Origin of the sequence: Pseudomonas syringae group sp. 243L2 (assembly GCF_032587875.1) — a bacterium.
Taxonomy (GTDB): domain Bacteria; phylum Pseudomonadota; class Gammaproteobacteria; order Pseudomonadales; family Pseudomonadaceae; genus Aquipseudomonas; species Aquipseudomonas amygdali.
Genome location: NZ_JAWHPL010000021.1, coordinates 1015086 through 1033215, shown reverse-complemented (window position 1 = coordinate 1033215; position 18130 = coordinate 1015086). Strand labels below are relative to the sequence as shown.

The window sequence follows — 18130 nt, the reverse complement described above, 5'->3', positions numbered from 1 at the left end:
TATCGTTCCTCACGCTCCAGCGTAGGAATGCCGTGGGTGACGCTCCGCGTCATAAATCTGTGCCGCGCCGCCCGCTCAAGATCGGACGCAGAGCGTCCAGAACTGCATGCGACGCAGAGCGCCGCACGATAGTCGAGATTATCGTTCCTCACGCTCCAGCGTAGGAATGCCGTGGGTGACGCTTCGCGTCATAAATCTGTGCCGCGCCGCCTGTTCAAGATCGGACGCAGAGTGTCCAGAAAGGCGCTACCACGCGGAGCGTGGGAGCGATAACCCCGCTTCTTTACCGCCAGACACATCAGGTGCACCTTTTTTCACTTCGTTCAGCTGGCTTCCATCGGTAGCCGCTAGAGCATCCTGCCGGGCTCCGGTAACATGCGCGCCTGATTCAATCGCTCGCAAGGGCGTTCCAATTGAGGAGTCGCAATGCTGCCTTACCCGCAGATTGACCCGGTAGCCGTCGCTATCGGCCCGCTGCAAATTCACTGGTACGGGTTGATGTACCTGGTCGGCATCGGTGGCGCCTGGCTGCTCGCGTCGCGTCGTCTCAACAAATTCGACCCGACCTGGACCAAGGAAAAACTCTCCGACCTGATTTTCTGGCTGGCCATGGGCGTGATCGTCGGCGGGCGGCTGGGCTATGTGCTGTTCTACGACCTGTCTGCCTACATCGCCAATCCTCTACTGATATTCGAGGTCTGGAAGGGCGGCATGGCGTTCCATGGCGGCTTTGTCGGTGTGATGATCGCGGCCTGGTGGTTTGGCAAACGCAACGGCAAGAGCTTCTTCCAGTTGATGGACTTCGTCGCCCCGCTGGTGCCGATCGGCCTTGGGGCCGGGCGCATCGGCAACTTCATCAATGCCGAGCTGTGGGGCAAGCCGACCGACGTGCCGTGGGCGATGGTTTTCCCGCCGTTCAGCGACCCTGCGCAACTGGCGCGTCATCCTTCGCAGCTGTATCAGTTCGCATTGGAAGGCGTTGCACTGTTCATCATCCTCAATCTGTACGCTCGCAAGCCGCGCCCGACCATGGCCGTTTCCGGCATGTTCGCGCTGTTCTACGGCATCTTCCGCTTTGTGGTCGAGTTCGTCCGCGTCCCTGACGCCCAGTTGGGCTATCTGGCGTGGGGATGGGTGACCATGGGTCAGATCCTCAGTCTGCCGATGATCATTGCCGGCCTGTTCCTGATCTGGCTGGCCTACAAGCGCGACCCGGCTGCCAGCAAGGCAGCGGCTTAATACCGAAACGCCGGGTGTCAGCACCCGGCGCGTTCAACAAGGCAGGTGATTTATGAAGCAATATCTGGAACTGGTCGCACATGTGATCAAGCACGGGACCTTGCAAGCCAACCGTACCGGCGTGAACACCATCAGCTTTCCGGGTGCGATGCTGCGTTATGACTTGCAGGAAGGCTTTCCGGCCATCACCACACGGCGCATGGCGTTCAAATCGGCCATCGGCGAAATGGTCGGCTTCCTGCGTGGCGTGAACAACGCTGCCGAATTCCGCGAGCTGGGCTGCAAGGTCTGGGACCAGAACGCCAACGAAAACGCCCAGTGGCTGAACAACCCGTTCCGCAAGGGCGAGGATGACTTGGGCGAAATCTATGGCGTGCAGTGGCGCAAGTGGCCTGCCTACAAGCGTATCGATGCCGGCAATGTCGCAGCCATCGAACTGGCGCTTGGTCAGGGTTATCGCCAGATTGCCGAATCGGAAGAGGGCGGCCAGTCGTTCGTAGTGCTGTACAAGGCCATCGACCAGATTCGCCAATGCGTCGACACCATCATCAATGACCCAGGCAGCCGCCGCATCCTGTTCCACGGCTGGAACTGCGCACAGCTCGATGAAATGGCCCTGCCGCCGTGCCACCTGCTGTACCAGCTGCACCCGAACCCGCAGACCCGCGAAATCTCGCTGACGCTGTACATCCGTTCCAACGACCTGGGCCTCGGCACGCCGTTCAACCTGACCGAAGGCGCTGCACTGCTGAGCCTGATCGGTCGCCTGACTGGCTACACCCCACGCTGGTTCACCTACTTCATCGGCGACGCCCACGTGTACGAAAACCACCTGGACATGCTCAACGAACAGATGACCCGCGAGCCGTACCCGATGCCGAAACTGGTGATCTCCGACCGCGTGCCCGAGTTTGCCAAGACCGGCGTGTATCAGCCTGAGTGGCTGGAGCTGATCGAGCCTTCCGACTTCACACTGGAAGGCTACCAGCACCATCCGGCAATGACGGCGCCGATGGCGGTTTGAGCCCGTAAGAGAACGAATCTAGCGCTGTGCTATAGTTTCAGCGCACGCCCCCCTGACCTTGTTCAATGGAATCGACTATGTTTTTCAATCGGATTGGACATCGTAGTGATACGAAGAAGGCTGAAGACGCAGCCCTCATGCAGGCAATCAAGAGCATCGACACTCTTGTGGTAAGGGGGGGGCGCATGTCCATGGACGCCAAAGAAATCGAAGGCTTGGTTCGCTCTTCACGCGATAAGGCTAAAAAACTGGTCACTCCTCAAGCCGAATCCTGATAAATGGCTTTTTTACTTCTGCTGCCACTACTTGTCAGCGGCTTTTTGGTGTGCCTGAAGGATCCCACCGTTTACTGCAGGCTGCATCGCTATGAAGGCCAGATGCTTTACTTGCAGGTGGGGCGATACGGTATTTACTGCTTTGTAGCGGCCATGTGTGTCACTGCAGTCCTTGCAGGACTGTTCTCGCATGACTGGGGTGTGCTGTGCCCCAAATGGCTGCAAGCGGCAAACGCGGCCTTGCCAGTCTGTTTTGCCGTGAACACCGACTTCATGGGTGCCTTAGGTCAATTGGGACAGGACTTCGACATCACGGGCAGGAATTTTAGCCAAGTGGGTGTGTTCCTTGCCCTCTCAGGTTTACTGACCTTGGCGATGCCAAGTCTGGGGGCCTTTATTACTGTCAGGATTCTCAAGTGGCAACTGGGTGCCAGTAAAAAAGAAGAAATTGCGGCCTATCTGCTGGGCGAGTCTGTAGATCACAGCCCTATCTGCTCGACTCTTTTCGATGCATTTATTGAAAAGGACGAAGTGATGATCACGATGGCAGATCGAAAGGTCTACGTCGGCTACATCATGGACGTCGGGGCCCCTACCGAAGTGACGGGTGTGAATCAGGAGATTCTGCTAATACCCACCGTCAGTGGCTATCGGGATAAAGACACCCTTAAAGTGGTGTACACGACCGATTATCCAAGCGATACACCGCTCAGGCCTATTGGTTTTCGGCAGGAAAATATTGTCTCGATCAGCGTCTTCAGCGAAGAAGTACGCGAAGCTTTCAAGCGCGTTGATTCTGAGCGGGCGGGTGAAGAGGCTGCGAAAGAGAAAGCTGCCAAAGATCAGCTCGTAAAGGCGATCACTGAGCTTGTGGCGGTGGTGCAAGCTGCGCAGCGTTAAACGAGAGGTGTCAAACCCCTCTCAATGCCCATGACTCCTCCCCACATGTGAAGCCTCGCCCTCTGGCGCTGCAACCGCGCCCGTCACTTCCAGCCTCTCGAGTATCGCGCAATGCTCTGCTGCGCCATCGCTGCAGCGGCGGCGCAGGTCGAGTAGTTGTTCCTGAAGCGCTTGCAGGCTCGCGACCCGGGCGTTGACGTGTTCGATGTGTTCGTCGATCAGCGCGTTGACGCTTTCGCACTGGTCCTGCGGGCTGTCGCGCAGGCTGAGCAGGTTGCGGATTTCCTCTAAGGTCATGTCCAGGCTGCGGCAGTTGCGGATAAACGACAGACGCTCCATGTGTGCCTGAGTGTACAGCCGGTAGTTGCCATCGCTGCGGGCAGGTGCGGGCAGCAGGCCTTCCCGCTCGTAATAGCGGATGGTTTCGACTTGGGTATCAGTCAGTTTTGCCAGTTCGCCGATTTTCATTTGGACTCATCTCGTTTGAGTGCTTGACCCTATAGTGGCTACAGGGTGTTCACTTGGCAACAAGCAGAATCCTGGAGCGCAAAGAATGGGTACGACGATCAAGAATTCCCCCGCACACGACCACGATCATGACCACGGCGAGCATGCGCCTGAGCAAAAGCCCGTAGAACATGCTCATGCATGCTGCTCCAGCGATGCACAACCTGCTGTGGTGACCTTTAACGATGCGCTGGCATCAGGTAGTCGCTTGAGCAGCTTTCGTATCGAAGCCATGGATTGCCCGACTGAGCAAGCCCTGATCCAGAACAAGCTGGGCAAGCTTGCCGGGGTGCAGAAGCTTGAGTTCAACCTGATCAATCGCCTGCTGGGCGTCTGGCACGATCTGCCGTCTACCGACCCGATTCGTGACGCCATCAGTTCGCTGGGCATGCAGGCCGAGCCGGTCGAGGAGGGCGCAGCGTCTGACCAGCCGGCTCCGGCGGTGAAGAAACACTGGTGGCCGCTGGCATTGTCCGGCGTTACTGCACTGGGTGCTGAAGTGGTCCATTTGGCGTCCCTCGGCCCGACCTGGGTCGTTGCTCTGCTGGCGCTGGTGTCGATCTTCAGTTGTGGGCTGACGACTTACAAGAAGGGCTGGATCGCGCTCAAGAACTTCAACCTGAATATCAATGCTCTGATGAGTATTGCGGTGACCGGTGCAATTCTGATCGGGCAGTGGCCTGAAGCGGCAATGGTGATGTTTCTGTTTACTGTGGCCGAGTTGATCGAAGCCAAGTCCCTCGACCGCGCCCGAAACGCTATCAGCGGGTTGATGCAATTGACGCCGGAACTGGCCACCGTTAAACAGGCGGACGGCAGTTGGCAGGAAATTGAAGCTAAAAACGTCGAAATTGGCGCTATTGTCCGCATCAAGCCAGGTGAGCGCGTAGGGCTCGACGGTGAGGTGGTGTCCGGTAACTCGACCATCGATCAAGCGTCGATCACAGGTGAAAGCCTGCCGGTCGAGAAGACTGTCGGCGACAAGGTCTTCGCGGGCACTATCAATCAGGCGGGCTCGCTGGAATATCGTGTGACCGCTGCGGCGAACAATTCGACGCTGGCGCGCATCATCCATGCGGTAGAAGCGGCTCAGGGTTCGCGTGCGCCGACCCAGCGCTTTGTCGACAGCTTCTCGCGCATCTATACGCCGGTGGTGTTCGTTGTCGCCTTGGGCGTGGCGCTGATTGCGCCGCTGTTTTTTGGCGGTGAGTGGTTTGACTGGGTCTACCGCGCGCTGGTGTTGTTGGTAGTCGCTTGCCCCTGTGCGCTGGTGATTTCTACGCCGGTGACGATCGTCAGTGGTCTGGCGGCAGCGGCGCGCAAAGGCATCCTGATCAAGGGCGGCGTTTATCTGGAAATGGGCGAGAAGCTTGATTACCTGGCCCTCGACAAGACCGGCACGTTGACCCACGGCAAGCCCGTGCAGACCGACTACGTGCCGCTGGACCCGACGGTCGCCGACACTGCGCCGGCCATTGCTGCGAGCCTTGCGGGTCGCTCCGATCACCCGGTTTCGCAAGCGATTGCCAAGGCGGCTGACAGCAGCCTGAAGCTGCATGAGGTCTCGGCGTTTGAAGCCTTGGGTGGACGCGGTGTGAAGGGCGCAATCAACGGCCAGATGTATCACCTGGGCAATCATCGCCTGGTTGAAGAGCTGGGTCTGTGTTCGCCAGAGCTGGAGGCGAAGCTCGATGTTCTGGAAATGCAGGGCAAGACCGTGGTGCTGTTGCTGGACACCTCCGGTCCGATCGCGCTGTTTGCGGTGGCTGACACTGTCAAGGAAACCAGCCGTGAAGCCATCGCTCAGTTGCATGAGCTGGGCATCAAAACGGTCATGCTGACTGGCGACAATCCGCACACCGCCAAGGCGATTGCCGATCAGGTCGGTATCGACGAAGCGCAAGGCAACTTGCTGCCTGCCGACAAGCTGAGTGCCATCGAGGCCCTTTATGCTCGCAACCATCGTGTAGGCATGGTGGGTGACGGCATCAATGATGCACCGGCGCTGGCTCGGGCCGAGATTGGTTTTGCGATGGCGGCAGCGGGTACTGATACTGCTATCGAGACGGCAGATGTCGCCCTGATGGACGATGATCTGCGCAAGATACCGACGTTCATTCGCTTGTCCCGTCGGACCTCGGCAGTGCTCAAGCAGAACATTGTTCTGGCAATCGTGACCAAGGTGTTGTTTATCGGCATCACGTTTGCGGGCATGGCGACCATGTGGATGGCTGTGTTTGCCGACATGGGCGTGAGTTTGCTGGTGGTGTTCAACGGCTTGCGGTTGCTCAAGAAGTGATCAGTCGAGGGCGTTGAAGGGCGGACGCGGAGCGTCCAGAACGGCATTCCCACGCAGAGCATGGGAATGATAATCGGTGTGGCTATCGGCCGTCTTCGTGAGCAAGCTCGCTCCCACAGAGGTATTAGCTATCGCTCCCACGCTCTGCGTGGTAGCGCTTTTATGGACGCTCTGCGTCCGACTTAGTCAGCCGAACCGCTCCTCTCCCCAGGCAATGAAGGTTTCAAGCAGTGGCTTGAGCACGGCGCGGGTCGGCTCTGCCAGGTCCGGGCGGTAGTGGAAGGGCACGAACTCCTCCATGTAGGTGCTTTGCGCCAGTTCCAGCTGCACCGCATGGATGTTGTTGGCCGGGTCGCCATAGTGGCGGGTGATGTGGCCGCCCTTGAAGCGCCCGTTCAACACATGGCTGTAGTCTTTGGCCGCAGCGCAGACCTGCTCCATTCGGCTGGCCAGCTCCGGGTCGCAGCTTGCACCATTGAAGGTGCCGAGGTTGAAGTCCGGCAGGCGACCGTCGAACAAATGCGGAATGTGCCCGCGAATCGAGTGGGCGTCGAACAGCAGCGCATAGCCGAACTCATCACGCATCCGCTGCAGCTCCTGCTCCAGCGTCTGGTGATAGGGCGTCCATATCTGCTGCAGATACAGCGCCCGCTCTTCGGCACTCGGTGTCTGCCCATCTTTGAACAGCGGCACGCCATCGAACAGAATCGACGGGAACAGGCCGGTGGTCGCGCCAGCGTACATCGGTTTGTCGTCGGAGGGCCGATTAAGGTCGATGACAAAACGCGAGTACTCGGCGGCCAGGGTACTGGCACCCAATTCAGCAGCAAAGTCATACAGGCGCGGGATATGCCAGTCGGTGTCCGGCAGGCTCAGGGCTTCGTCCACCAGCGCGGCCTCGACCACCGGGGTCAGTTTCAGGCCGGCATGCGGCATGCTGATCAGCAGCGGAACGCGGCCGCGTTTGAATGTCAGAACGTTATCCACAGGGCTCTCCTTCAGATCGATGATTCGACGCCGTGGCGCACGATGCGTTTATCCAGATCGCCGCCCAGCCAGTAGGCCAGATCAGCCGGTCGCTCAATGTCCCAAGCGACGAAATCCGCTACCTTGCCGACCTCCAGCGAGCCGTGGGTCGCGCTCATGCCCAGTGCCTTGGCGGCATTGAATGTCACACCCGCCAGTGCCTCTTCAGGTGTCATGCGAAACAGCGTGCAGGCCATGTTGAGCATCAGACGCAACGACAGCCCTGGCGAGGTGCCGGGGTTCAGGTCGGTGGAAATCGCAATCGGCACGCCGTGCTTGCGCAGCGCTTCCATCGGCGGCAGCTGTGTTTCACGGAGGAAGTAAAACGCCCCCGGCAGCAGCACTGCGACGGTCCCGGCAGCGGCCATGGCGACGGCATCGTCTTCGGTCATGAACTCCAGATGATCCGCCGACAGCGCCTTGTAACGTGCCGCGAGGCTTGACCCGCCCAGCGAAGAAAGCTGCTCGGCATGCAGTTTGACCGGCAGCGCCAGTTGCCCTGCGCTGATGAACACCTGCTCGACCTGCGCAGGCGAAAACGCCAGGTACTCGCAGAACGCATCCACGGCATCCACCAGCCCTTCGGCAGCCAGTGCCGGCAGCATGTCGTTGCAGATGTGATTGATATAGTCGGCGGCGCGATCCGCGTATTCCGGTGGCAGGGCGTGGGCGGCCAGACAGGTGGCGCGTACGGTGACCGGTTGGGTATTGCCCAGGCGGCGGATCACCCGCAGGATTTTGCGCTCGTTTTCCAGGTCCAGCCCATAACCTGACTTCATCTCGACGGTAGTCACGCCGTCCTTGAGCAAGTGTCGCAAGCGTCGCTCGGCGCTGGCGTACAGCTCATCTTCACTGGCCGCACGAGTCGCGCGCACCGTGCTGGCGATACCGCCGCCTGCTGCGGCAATCTCAGCGTAGCTCACACCCTGGAGACGCTGTTCGAACTCCCCGCTGCGGTTGCCGCCAAACACTGTGTGCGTGTGGCAGTCGATCAGGCCGGGCGTCACCCATGCGCCGCCCAGATCGATGCAGTTGTCATGTTCCGGCTCGGCCAGCTCGGTTTCAGGCCCGATCCACTCGATGAGCGCTCCGGAGGTCACGATGGCGGCATTCTCGATGATCGAGTATTTACCGTGCGCCATGCTTGCGATGTGACAGTGTTTCCAGAGCGTTTTCATTTCGGGCCTCTTTGGTCAATGGGGATTGTTGAGCGCCTTTGGCTTGACCCACAACCCGTAGGCGATGAGCAGCAGCACAATCCAGATTGCGCCGACGATCAAGGCTGCACGGTTGTCCGGGAAATAGCCCAGCACTCCGAAGATGAACAGCATGAAGACGATGGCGGCGGCCGGTCCGTAAGGCCAGAACGGCACCGCGAATTTCAGTTGTGCGGCCTCGTCGCGGTTCATCGAACGGCGCATGGCAACCTGGGTGAGCAGAATCATCAGCCAGACCCAGACCGTGGCAAACGTTGCCAGCGAGGCGATCAGCAGGAACACGTCCTTGGGGATCAGGTAGTTGAGCAGCACGCCGCCCAGCAACGCGATGCCCATGACCAGCACGGTCATCCACGGCACACCATGCCGTGACAGGCGCGCAAAACTGGCGGGTGCCTGACCGTCACGGGCCAATCCGTACATCATGCGCCCGGCGCCGAAGATGTCGCTGTTGATGGCCGACACCGCAGCAGAGATGACCACGATATTGAGGATAGTCGCCGCCGACGCAATGCCCAGATTGTCGAAAATCTGCACGAACGGGCTGCCTTGGGTGCCGATCTGCGGCCACGGGTAAATGCACATCAGCACAAACAGTGTCAGCACATAGAACAGCAGAATGCGCAACGGTACGGCGTTGATCGCCTGTGGCAGGCTGCGTTGCGGGTCCTTTGCCTCACCGGCCGTGATGCCGATGATTTCGATGCCGCCGAAGGCAAACATCACCACCGCAAACGAAGCGATCAGGCCGGTGACGCCGTTGGGCATGAAGCCGCCATGTGCCCACAGGTTGCTGATGCCTATTTCGGTGCCGCTGGTCGAGCTGCCGATACCGAAGATCATGATGCCGAAGCCTGCGACGATCATGGCCACGATGGCGCTGACCTTGAGGATCGACAGCCAGAACTCGGTTTCACCAAAGACTTTCACGTTGCACAGGTTGAGCGCGCCGATCAGAAAGACGATGCCCAGCACCCAGATCCAGCGGGGTACTTCCGGAAACCAGAAGCCCATGTAGATGCCGAATGCGGTCACGTCGGCGAGGCAGACAATGATCATTTCGAATGCGTAGGTCCAGCCCAGTACGAAACCGGCCAGCGGGCCCATGTAGCGCGTGGCGTAATGGCTGAAGGAGCCGGAAACCGGGTCGTGAACGGCCATTTCGCCCAGTGCGCGCATCACCATGTACACCGCCGCGCCGCCGATCAGGTACGCCAGCAATACGGCCGGACCGGCCTGTTGAATCGCCGAGGCCGAGCCGTAGAACAACCCTGTGCCGATGGCAGAGCCCAGGGCCATGAAGCGGATATGGCGGGCGGATAACCCGCGTTTCAAACCATCTTGTGACGTCATTTCAGGTCCATTTCATTACATACAGGTATGGCAAAAGCCGCGAAAACGCCTGCAATCGGCTTCCCGCAGCAATGACCAAAGCGAGCCCTGCCAGGCTCGCGGTACATCACAAACTCGGTAGCAGACGTGCAGGAACCAGCGGGTTCAGGCAAGTGGAGGACAACAGCTGACTGGCAGCTTCGATGTCCGGTGCAAAAAAACGGTCCTTTTCATAGAACGGGACCTTGCTGCGCAACAGGCTGCGGGCTTGCTCCAGTTTCGGAGAGGTTTTCAGACCCTCACGCAAGTCCAGACCCTGGCAGGCAGCCAACCATTCTACGGCAAGAATCCCGCGAACGTTTTCTGCCATTTCCCATAACCGCTTGCCAGCGGCCGGGGCCATCGACACATGGTCTTCCTGATTGGCGGATGTCGGCAGGCTGTCGACGCTGTGCGGATGAGCCAGCGCCTTGTTTTCACTGGCCAGCGCGGCGGCCGTGACCTGCGCGATCATGAACCCGGAATTGACGCCGCCGTTGGCGACCAGGAAGGGCGGCAGTTGCGACATGTGCTTGTCCATCATCAGCGAAATACGCCGTTCGCTGAGCGAGCCGATCTCGGCAATGGCCAGTGCCAGATTGTCCGCCGCCATGGCGACCGGCTCGGCGTGAAAATTGCCACCGGATATGACGTCGTTCTCGGCGGCGAACACCAGCGGGTTGTCGGACACCGCATTGGCTTCGATTTCCAGCACTTCGGCGGCTTGGCGCAACTGGGTCAGGCATGCTCCCATGACCTGCGGCTGGCAGCGCAGCGAGTAGGGGTCCTGAACCTTGTCGCAGTTGCGGTGCGACTCGGACACGCCACTGCTTTCGCCTAGCAAGTCGCGGTAGCAGGCAGCGGCATCGATCTGCCCGCGCTGACCGCGTGCTGCATGAATACGTGCATCGAAGGGTGAGCGCGAACCGAGCACGGCTTCGACGGTCAGCGAGCCACAGGTCAACGCCGCAGCGAACAGGTCTTCGCCCTCGAACAAGCCGCGCAGTGCATACGCGGTGGACACTTGCGTACCGTTGAGCAGCGCCAGTCCTTCCTTGGCGGCAAGGGTGAGCGGTTGTAGTCCCGCGACAGCCAATGCATCGACAGCATTCAGCCATTCGCCCTTGTAACGCGCCTTGCCTTCGCCCAACAGCACCAGCGACATGTGCGCCAGTGGAGCCAGGTCACCCGAAGCGCCGACCGAACCCTTGAGCGGAATATGCGGATAGACATCGGCATTGATCAACGCGATCAACGCATCGATCAGCACCCGACGAATACCCGAGAAGCCACGGCTCAGGCTGTTGACCTTGAGCACCATGATCAAGCGCACCAGATCATCGCTGATCGGCTGACCAACACCGGCCGCATGCGACAGCACCAGCGAACGCTGCAGATTTTCCAGGTCTTCGCTGGCAATCCGCGTCGAGGCGAGCAGGCCAAAGCCGGTGTTGATCCCGTAGGCGGTGCGGTTCTCGGCCAGAATGCGTTCGACACAGGCGACGCTGTCGTCGATCTGCTGGTCTGCGCTGCTGTCCAGCGTCAGGCTGACCGGCTGCTGATGAATGGCGCGCAATTGCGCCAGGGTCAGTTGGCCGGGGATCAGGTTCAGCGTCTTGGCAGATAAGGTGGTCACGATGCAGCTACTCCTTGATTGATGTCAGCAACGGCGTGTGGCCGTCCGCCGCTTTTTATAGGGTTGCCGCATGATCGCGGCAGTGCTGGAAAACCCTTTCCAGCGATGTTGCGTCTTTGAGCAGGGCCGCGCTGCTGGCGATATCAGGGGCCAGCCAGCGGTCTTCATCGTAGGCCGGAATCCGCTCGCGCAGCAGTCGCCACGCAGCACCTGTACCCACGCCAAACCCTTGCGCCTTGAGGAATTCGAACGCCTGGGCCGCCAGCAAATACTCGATGGCCAGAATCTGTGTGACGTTGCCTAGCACCTTGTGCAGCTTGAGCGCGGCACTGGTGCCCAGGCTCAGATGGTCTTCCTGCAGGCCGGAGGTGACGTAGTTATCGACCACCGCCGGTTGCGCCATCTGGCGGTTTTCCGCGCACAGTGAGGCGGCGACGTACTGAACGATCATCATCCCCGAATTCACCCCCGGCTGGCTGACCAGAAACGCCGGCAGGCCGCTGACCATCGGGTTGATCAGGCGGTCGAGGCGTCGCTCGGCGATGGAGCCCAGTTCTGCCAGCGCCATGCACAGCAGGTCTGCCGCCATCGCCACCGACTGGCCATGCGGGTTGGCCTGAGACACCACGCGCCAGTCATCGGGCGTGCCGAGCAGCATGGGGTTATCGGTGACCGAGTTCAGCTCGGTCTCGATCTGGCGAATGGCATGAGCCAACTGATCGCGGGTTGCGCCATGCACTTGGGGAATCGAGCGGATGCTCAGCGCGTCCTGGGTACGAATGCCCTGGCGGCTGGCAAGCACTTCGCTGCCAGCCAATACGCTGCGCAGGTTTTTGCCCACCTGCTGCATACCGGGATGCGGTTTGAGGGCAAGAATGCTCTCATCGAATGCATCCAACTGACCGCCCAGTGCTTCGAAGGTCATCGCGCCGATCACGTCGGCCCATTGGCTCAGGCGCTCGGCATCGGCGATGGCCAGGCAGCTCAGGCCGGTCATGCATGGCGTGCCATTGACCAGACACAAGCCGTCCTTGGCACCGAGAATTACCGGAGCCAGACCTTCTTCATTCAAGGCCTGCTCAGCCGGGACGATCTGCCCGCGATAACTGACCTGACCGACGCCCAGCAAGGTGATGCCGACGTGCGCCATGTGGGTCAGGTAACCCACCGAACCCTGCGATGGCACGTGTGGCGTAATGCCCCGATTGAGCAAGGCCAGCAGCGCTTCGACCACTTGCCGGTGAATGCCGGATTTACCCTGGCTGTAATTGAGGATTGCGGCGCAGATGATTGCGCGAGTCTGCTCGTCGGCCAGCGGCGCACCCACGCCGCAGGCATGGCTGAGCAGGGTATTGCGCGACAGGCGACTGAGCTGTTCGCCTTGCAGCGATACGTTGCACAGCGCGCCAAGCCCGGTGTTCACGCCATAGGCGCGTTCGCCGCTGACGACAATCTGCTGCACGATGGCCTGCGCGTTATCGATCCGCGCCCAGGCAGCATCCGACAGGACCAGTCTTGCGCCATGCCGGGCCACGGCGACCACGTCCTGCCAGCCCAGCGGGGCTTCACCGATGACGATCTGTTCTGCTCGCGACATCTGCAACGGTCCTTAAAGGGTGGCCACGCGGCGCTGAACGAAACGGTCCACGTAATCGTCGGCGGGCGAGTGAAGGATTTCTTTCGGTGTACCGACTTGAATCAAGCGCCCGTCCTTGAGGATCGCGATGCGATTGCCGATGCGTACCGCTTCGTCCAGGTCGTGGGTAATGAACACGATGGTCTTGTGCAGGCTGGCTTGCAGTTCCAGCAACTGGTCCTGCATCTCGGCGCGAATCAACGGGTCGAGGGCGCTGAACGCTTCGTCCATAAGAATGATGTCGGTGTCGGCTGCCAGTGCTCGTGCCAGACCGACGCGCTGGCGCATGCCACCGGAAAGCTGGTGCGGGTATTTGTTTTCGTAGCCCTTGAGGCCTACGGTCGTTATCCAGTGCTGCGCGCGTTCCTGGCACAGCGCCTTGCTCTCGCCGCGCACTTTCAGGCCGTACGCGACGTTGGCCAGCACGGTCTTGTGCGGCAGCAGGCCGAAGCTCTGGAACACCATGCTGATCTTGTGCCGACGGAATTGGCGCAGCGCCTCCATGTCGTAGCGCAGGATGTCTTCACCATCAACCAGAATCTCGCCGCTGGTAGGGTCGATCAGGCGGTTGAAGTGGCGTACCAGCGTCGATTTGCCGGAGCCGGACAGGCCCATGATGACGAAGATTTCGCCACTGCCGATCGACAGCGACAGGTCGTTGACCCCGACCACGCAGCCAGTTTGCGCCAGTACCTGATCCTTGCTCTGGTTCTGTTTGATCAGCGCCAGTGCTTCCTTTGAGCGATTGCCAAAAATCTTGAATACGTTTTTAACGACGATCTTGTTCGGTTCCACGCTGCTCATTTGTGCGCCTCATGCCGTGGGCGGCCATAGGCCTGCGTGATACGGTCGATGACGACCGCCAGAATGACGATGGCCAGACCCGCTTCCAGCCCGCGTCCGACGTTGAGCGTCTGAATGCCCACCAGCACGTCTTCACCCAGCCCGCGTGCGCCGATCATGGAGGCGATGACCACCATCGACAGCGCCATCATGGTGGTCTGGTTGATCCCGGCCATGATGCTCGGCATGGCCAGTGGCAGTTGCACACCAAACAGCTGCTGCCAGCGGTTGGCACCGAAGGCGTTGATGGCTTCCATCACTTCACCGTCAACCTGACGAATACCCAGGTCGGTCAGACGAATCAATGGCGGCGCGGCATAGATCACCGTGGCGAAGATGGCCGGGACCTTGCCCAGGCCGAACAGCATCAACACCGGAATCAGGTAAACGAAGCTGGGCATGGTCTGCATGATGTCCAGCAACGGCATCAGCACCGAGCGCAGGCGATTGCTGCGCGCGGAGAGAATGCCCAGTGGAATGCCGATCAGTACCGCAATGATCGTGGCGACCAGCATCAGCGCCAATGTCTGCATCAGCTTGTCCCACAACCCGACCGCACCGACCAGAAACAGCAGGCCGACGATGACCAGCGTCGTGACGATCTTGCGTGTCGCGTGCCAGGCAATGCCGCCAACGATTATCAGCATCAGCCACCACGGCGCCATGCGCAGCAGGCCTTCGAGGTTGACGATGGCCCATAGCAGGGTGTCGGAAATGTGCCGGAACACATCGCCATACTGAGTCACCAGCGAGTCGACCCCGTCGTTGACCCAATTGGCGATCGAGAAAGTGAAGCTTTCAGGAAACATAAGCGGCTCTCAAATGAGGTGTGTCGGGTCAACGTCAGGGCAGTCGGATTTGTCAGTCCGACTGCCCTTTCGTTTACAGCGAAGCGTCCACCTTTTTCGCGGCGTCTTCGCTGACCCATTTGTGCCAGACTTCGGGGTGCTCTTTCAGGAAAATCTTCGCCAGCTTCGGCGATTCGATACGTTCCTTGGCCATGCGCCCCAGGTTCTGGTTGAGCAGGTCGATAGGCAGGTTGACCTTTTCCAGGATGGCGACCAGTTCAGGGGCCTCATCGTGGAACACTTTGGACACGCCGACCTTGATATCGATCGTCTTGTTGACCCCGGCTTTCTCCTCCAGATGCACCAGGTCCACCTGGCCCATGAGCGGAGTCGGCGACCAGTAGTAGGTCAGGATCGGCTCGCCACGTTTGTAGCTGGAGAGAATAGCCGCATCCAGCGCAGGGCCGGTGCCCGGGCGGAAGTTGGTGTATTTGCTTTCCAGGCCATAGCTCTTGAGCATTTCGCTGTTTTCCAGCTCGCAGGTCCAGCCAGCCGGGCAGTTGTAGAAGCGGCCTTTGCCGGGTTCTTCCTGATCCTTGAACACCGCCGAATACTGGGCCAGATCGCTGATGGATTTCAGGTTGGGTGCCTTGGCTTCAAGCTTGCGTTTGGCATCGCCTTCGATCACATAGCGGGGCACGTACCAGCCTTCCACTGCGCCAACGATAGGCGCGCCGACACCGACCACTTTCCCGGCTGCGGCGGCCTTGTTCCAGACCTCGCTGCGACCGACCCATTCTTCGGCAAAGATCTGGATGTCGTTGGTGCTCAAGGCGTTTTCCATGGCGATGGAATTACCGGGCAGGGCGTCAACGGTGCAGCCGTAACCCTTGTCCAGAACGACCTGCAGAATGTCGGTCAGCAGCATCGCGCTTTCCCAGTTAAGACCGGCGAATTTCACCGGCTTGCCTGATTCGCACCAGCCGGCAGCCTGACTTGCGCCTGCGCTGGCGAGCAGGCCAGCGGATACCAGGGTGGTCAGCAGGGCCTTTTTCATATTCATTATCGATGCTCCTAAGCCTGAAATGGATGACGGCAGCTTCAAGTAGGCATCCGGCCTGTGGACATGTTCATGCCCGTTCCCCCGAGTCTGTCGGTTTGATAACCGCAGCCCCCTTAACGTCCGATCATCGGCAGGTTCAAGCCCTGCTCTCTGGCACAGTCGATGGCAATGTCATAACCGGCATCGGCATGGCGCATCACACCGGTGGCCGGGTCGTTGTGAAGGACGCGGGCGATGCGTTCGGCGGCTTCGTCCGTACCGTCACAGACGATGACCATTCCGGAGTGCTGCGAAAAGCCCATGCCCACGCCGCCGCCATGGTGCAGCGAAACCCAGGTCGCGCCGCTGGCGGTATTGAGCAGGGCATTGAGCAGCGGCCAGTCGGAGACGGCATCGGAGCCATCGCGCATGGATTCGGTTTCGCGGTTGGGGCTGGCGACCGAACCGGAGTCCAGGTGGTCGCGGCCGATTACCACCGGTGCCGACAGCTCGCCGCTGCGGACCATTTCATTGAACGCCAGACCCAGCTTGGCGCGCTGACCCAGGCCGACCCAGCAGATACGCGCGGGCAGCCCCTGAAAACTGATGCGTTCACGGGCCATGTCCAGCCAGTTGTGCAGGTGATCGTCGTCCGGAATCAGTTCCTTGACCTTGGCGTCGGTCTTGTAGATGTCTTCTGGGTCACCCGACAGCGCGGCCCAGCGGAACGGCCCGATGCCGCGGCAGAACAACGGACGGATGTAGGCCGGAACGAAACCGGGGAAATCGAAGGCATTGGCGACGCCGACTTCCTTGGCCATCTGGCGAATGTTGTTGCCATAGTCGAAGGTCGGAATGCCCGCTTGCTGGAACGCCAGCATGGCTTCGACGTGTTCGGCCATGGATTGCTTGGCGGCTTTTACGACATTGGCCGGTTCACTGACCGAGCGGACGCGGTACTCGTCCCAGGTCCAGCCTTTGGGCAGGTAGCCATTGAGCGGGTCGTGGGCGCTGGTCTGGTCGGTGACCATGTCCGGACGCACGCCGCGACGGACCATTTCCGGCAGAATTTCTGCTGCGTTGCCGCACAGGGCGATGGAGATGGCTTTGCCTTCGGCGGTGTATTTGGCAATGCGCGCCAGAGCGTCATCCAGATCAGCGGCCTGTTCGTCGACGTAGCGGGTCTTGATGCGGAAATCGATACGGCTCTGCTGACATTCGATGTTCAGCGAGCAGGCCCCGGCCAATGTCGCGGCCAGCGGCTGCGCGCCACCCATGCCGCCCAAACCTGCGGTCAGCACCCAGCGACCCTTGAGATTGCCGTCATAGTGCTGGCGTCCGGCTTCGACGAAGGTTTCGTAGGTGCCTTGCACGATGCCCTGGCTGCCGATGTAGATCCAGCTGCCTGCGGTCATCTGGCCATACATTGCCAGGCCCTTGGCATCCAGTTCGTTGAAGTGCTCCCAGCTGGCCCAGTGCGGCACAAGGTTAGAGTTGGCAATCAGCACGCGCGGGGCGTTGCTGTGGGTCTTGAACACGCCGACCGGCTTGCCGGACTGCACCAGCAGGGTCTCATCATCGTTGAGCTGAGTGAGGCTTTCGACGATTTTGTCGTAGCACTCCCAGTTGCGCGCAGCGCGACCGATGCCACCATAAACCACCAACTCGTTGGGGGTCTCGGCGACTTCCGGGTCGAGGTTGTTCATCAACATGCGCAGCGGCGCTTCGGTCAGCCAGCTTTTGGCTGTCAATTGAGTGCCGCGGGCAGCCCGTACGACGCCTTCGCGATGGCGGGTCCAGTCCTGCTTCAGGTCTTGATTATTCTCGGTCACAAAAAAATCCTCGGCGATCAATGCGAACCAGCCCTTTGAAGGGCGAACAGTGCCTGGCAAAGCAGGCCGATTCAGTCCAGTAGAAAGACAGAATGTCTAGCCTGTCTCTACTTGTACATACAAGCATATGCAATCAGAAGACCAACTTTGTCTGGCGGCTGTTCATTGATCGTTCGATGACCCTGCGGCTCAGTGTTTTCAGGGGGTAGCGGACTTTTCCGAGCAGGCGAACAATGTGTGAGGCGAGGTCAGGCGTGTTACCTGAAGCGTGATTTGCGCGCTTTTGGGGCGGCAGGTAACAGAATGGTGCGGTAAATGTGCGCAGGGTCGCAGGGTCAACATCGGTTATTTATAGGTGCCTGAAAAATCCCCGTTGGTAGGGCCTGAATTGTGTTGCCTGAGGATGGGAACGATCCCGCTCAAGCATGCGTCATACCCAAGCCTGAGCGAGCATTCACTGGCCCCCGATTAGTCTTTACGGGCACTTTCATGTTT

At 59.9% G+C, this 18130-nt stretch carries 16 protein-coding genes; 5 read left to right on the top strand and 11 right to left on the bottom strand.

Annotation, left to right across the window (positions count from 1 at the left end):
• Positions 1 to 426: 426 nt before the first annotated feature.
• The 4 genes from lgt to RYB66_RS17575 all read left to right on the top strand — a co-directional run bounded on the left by lgt (position 427) and on the right by RYB66_RS17575 (position 3438).
• Positions 427 to 1239 carry a prolipoprotein diacylglyceryl transferase gene (gene lgt / locus RYB66_RS17590; RefSeq protein ID WP_004655000.1) on the top strand — a complete coding sequence of 271 codons (813 nt, stop codon included), beginning with the start codon at positions 427 to 429 and terminating at the stop codon, positions 1237 to 1239.
• Positions 1240 to 1291: 52 nt separating this feature from the next.
• Positions 1292 to 2263: a thymidylate synthase gene (locus tag RYB66_RS17585; RefSeq protein ID WP_005745077.1), complete on the top strand. Its 972-nt coding sequence runs from the start codon at positions 1292 to 1294 to the stop codon at positions 2261 to 2263.
• Between the two features lie 77 nt (positions 2264 to 2340).
• Positions 2341 to 2538, top strand: coding sequence for a hypothetical protein (locus RYB66_RS17580; RefSeq protein ID WP_003343866.1), 198 nt, complete (start codon positions 2341 to 2343; stop codon positions 2536 to 2538).
• 3 nt (positions 2539 to 2541) lie between these two features.
• Complete coding sequence (locus RYB66_RS17575) at positions 2542 to 3438, top strand: hypothetical protein (RefSeq protein ID WP_057404914.1); 897 nt, start codon at positions 2542 to 2544, stop codon at positions 3436 to 3438.
• Positions 3439 to 3459: 21 nt separating this feature from the next.
• Here the strand turns inward: RYB66_RS17575 and cadR are convergent, their stop codons facing one another.
• Together cadR and RYB66_RS17565 are read right to left on the bottom strand one after the other, a co-directional pair.
• Entirely contained in the window at positions 3460 to 3906 is a 447-nt protein-coding gene (gene cadR, locus RYB66_RS17570; RefSeq protein WP_004654994.1) for a Cd(II)/Pb(II)-responsive transcriptional regulator, read from the bottom strand.
• Positions 3907 to 3955: 49 nt separating this feature from the next.
• A complete protein-coding gene (locus tag RYB66_RS17565) occupies positions 3956 to 4084 on the bottom strand; it encodes a hypothetical protein (protein ID WP_267885687.1) in 129 nt (42 codons plus the stop codon).
• Positions 4085 to 4114: 30 nt separating this feature from the next.
• Here RYB66_RS17565 and RYB66_RS17560 point away from each other — a divergent pair, with 30 nt between their 5' ends.
• Positions 4115 to 6244: a heavy metal translocating P-type ATPase gene (locus RYB66_RS17560; RefSeq protein WP_316895008.1), complete on the top strand. Its 2130-nt coding sequence runs from the start codon at positions 4115 to 4117 to the stop codon at positions 6242 to 6244.
• 186 nt (positions 6245 to 6430) lie between these two features.
• On the opposite strand, the gene hutG is transcribed toward RYB66_RS17560, so the two are convergent.
• The 9 genes from hutG to hutU all read right to left on the bottom strand — a co-directional run bounded on the left by hutG (position 6431) and on the right by hutU (position 17635).
• Positions 6431 to 7231 (bottom strand): N-formylglutamate deformylase, encoded by an 801-nt coding sequence (hutG, locus tag RYB66_RS17555; protein ID WP_005758940.1) that lies wholly within the window; start codon positions 7229 to 7231, stop codon positions 6431 to 6433.
• 11 nt (positions 7232 to 7242) lie between these two features.
• Positions 7243 to 8448: an imidazolonepropionase gene (gene hutI, locus RYB66_RS17550; protein ID WP_004654987.1), complete on the bottom strand. Its 1206-nt coding sequence runs from the start codon at positions 8446 to 8448 to the stop codon at positions 7243 to 7245.
• Positions 8449 to 8463: 15 nt separating this feature from the next.
• A complete protein-coding gene (locus RYB66_RS17545) occupies positions 8464 to 9840 on the bottom strand; it encodes an amino acid permease (RefSeq protein ID WP_004663273.1) in 1377 nt (458 codons plus the stop codon).
• Positions 9841 to 9946: 106 nt separating this feature from the next.
• Positions 9947 to 11494 carry a histidine ammonia-lyase gene (hutH, locus tag RYB66_RS17540; RefSeq protein WP_057404918.1) on the bottom strand — a complete coding sequence of 516 codons (1548 nt, stop codon included), beginning with the start codon at positions 11492 to 11494 and terminating at the stop codon, positions 9947 to 9949.
• 55 nt (positions 11495 to 11549) lie between these two features.
• Positions 11550 to 13091 (bottom strand): histidine ammonia-lyase, encoded by a 1542-nt coding sequence (hutH, locus tag RYB66_RS17535; protein ID WP_316884314.1) that lies wholly within the window; start codon positions 13089 to 13091, stop codon positions 11550 to 11552.
• 12 nt (positions 13092 to 13103) lie between these two features.
• Entirely contained in the window at positions 13104 to 13934 is an 831-nt protein-coding gene (locus RYB66_RS17530) for a glycine betaine/L-proline ABC transporter ATP-binding protein (RefSeq protein WP_005781542.1), read from the bottom strand.
• Entirely contained in the window at positions 13931 to 14782 is an 852-nt protein-coding gene (locus tag RYB66_RS17525) for an ABC transporter permease (protein WP_005745086.1), read from the bottom strand. The genes RYB66_RS17530 and RYB66_RS17525 overlap by 4 nt, the downstream gene beginning before the upstream one ends.
• 73 nt (positions 14783 to 14855) lie before the next feature.
• The gene (locus RYB66_RS17520; RefSeq protein WP_005745087.1) at positions 14856 to 15824 is read right to left on the bottom strand and encodes an ABC transporter substrate-binding protein; all 969 of its coding nucleotides are present in this window, start codon (positions 15822 to 15824) and stop codon (positions 14856 to 14858) included.
• Between the two features lie 113 nt (positions 15825 to 15937).
• Entirely contained in the window at positions 15938 to 17635 is a 1698-nt protein-coding gene (gene hutU / locus RYB66_RS17515; protein ID WP_316884306.1) for a urocanate hydratase, read from the bottom strand.
• Positions 17636 to 18130: the final 495 nt, after the last annotated feature.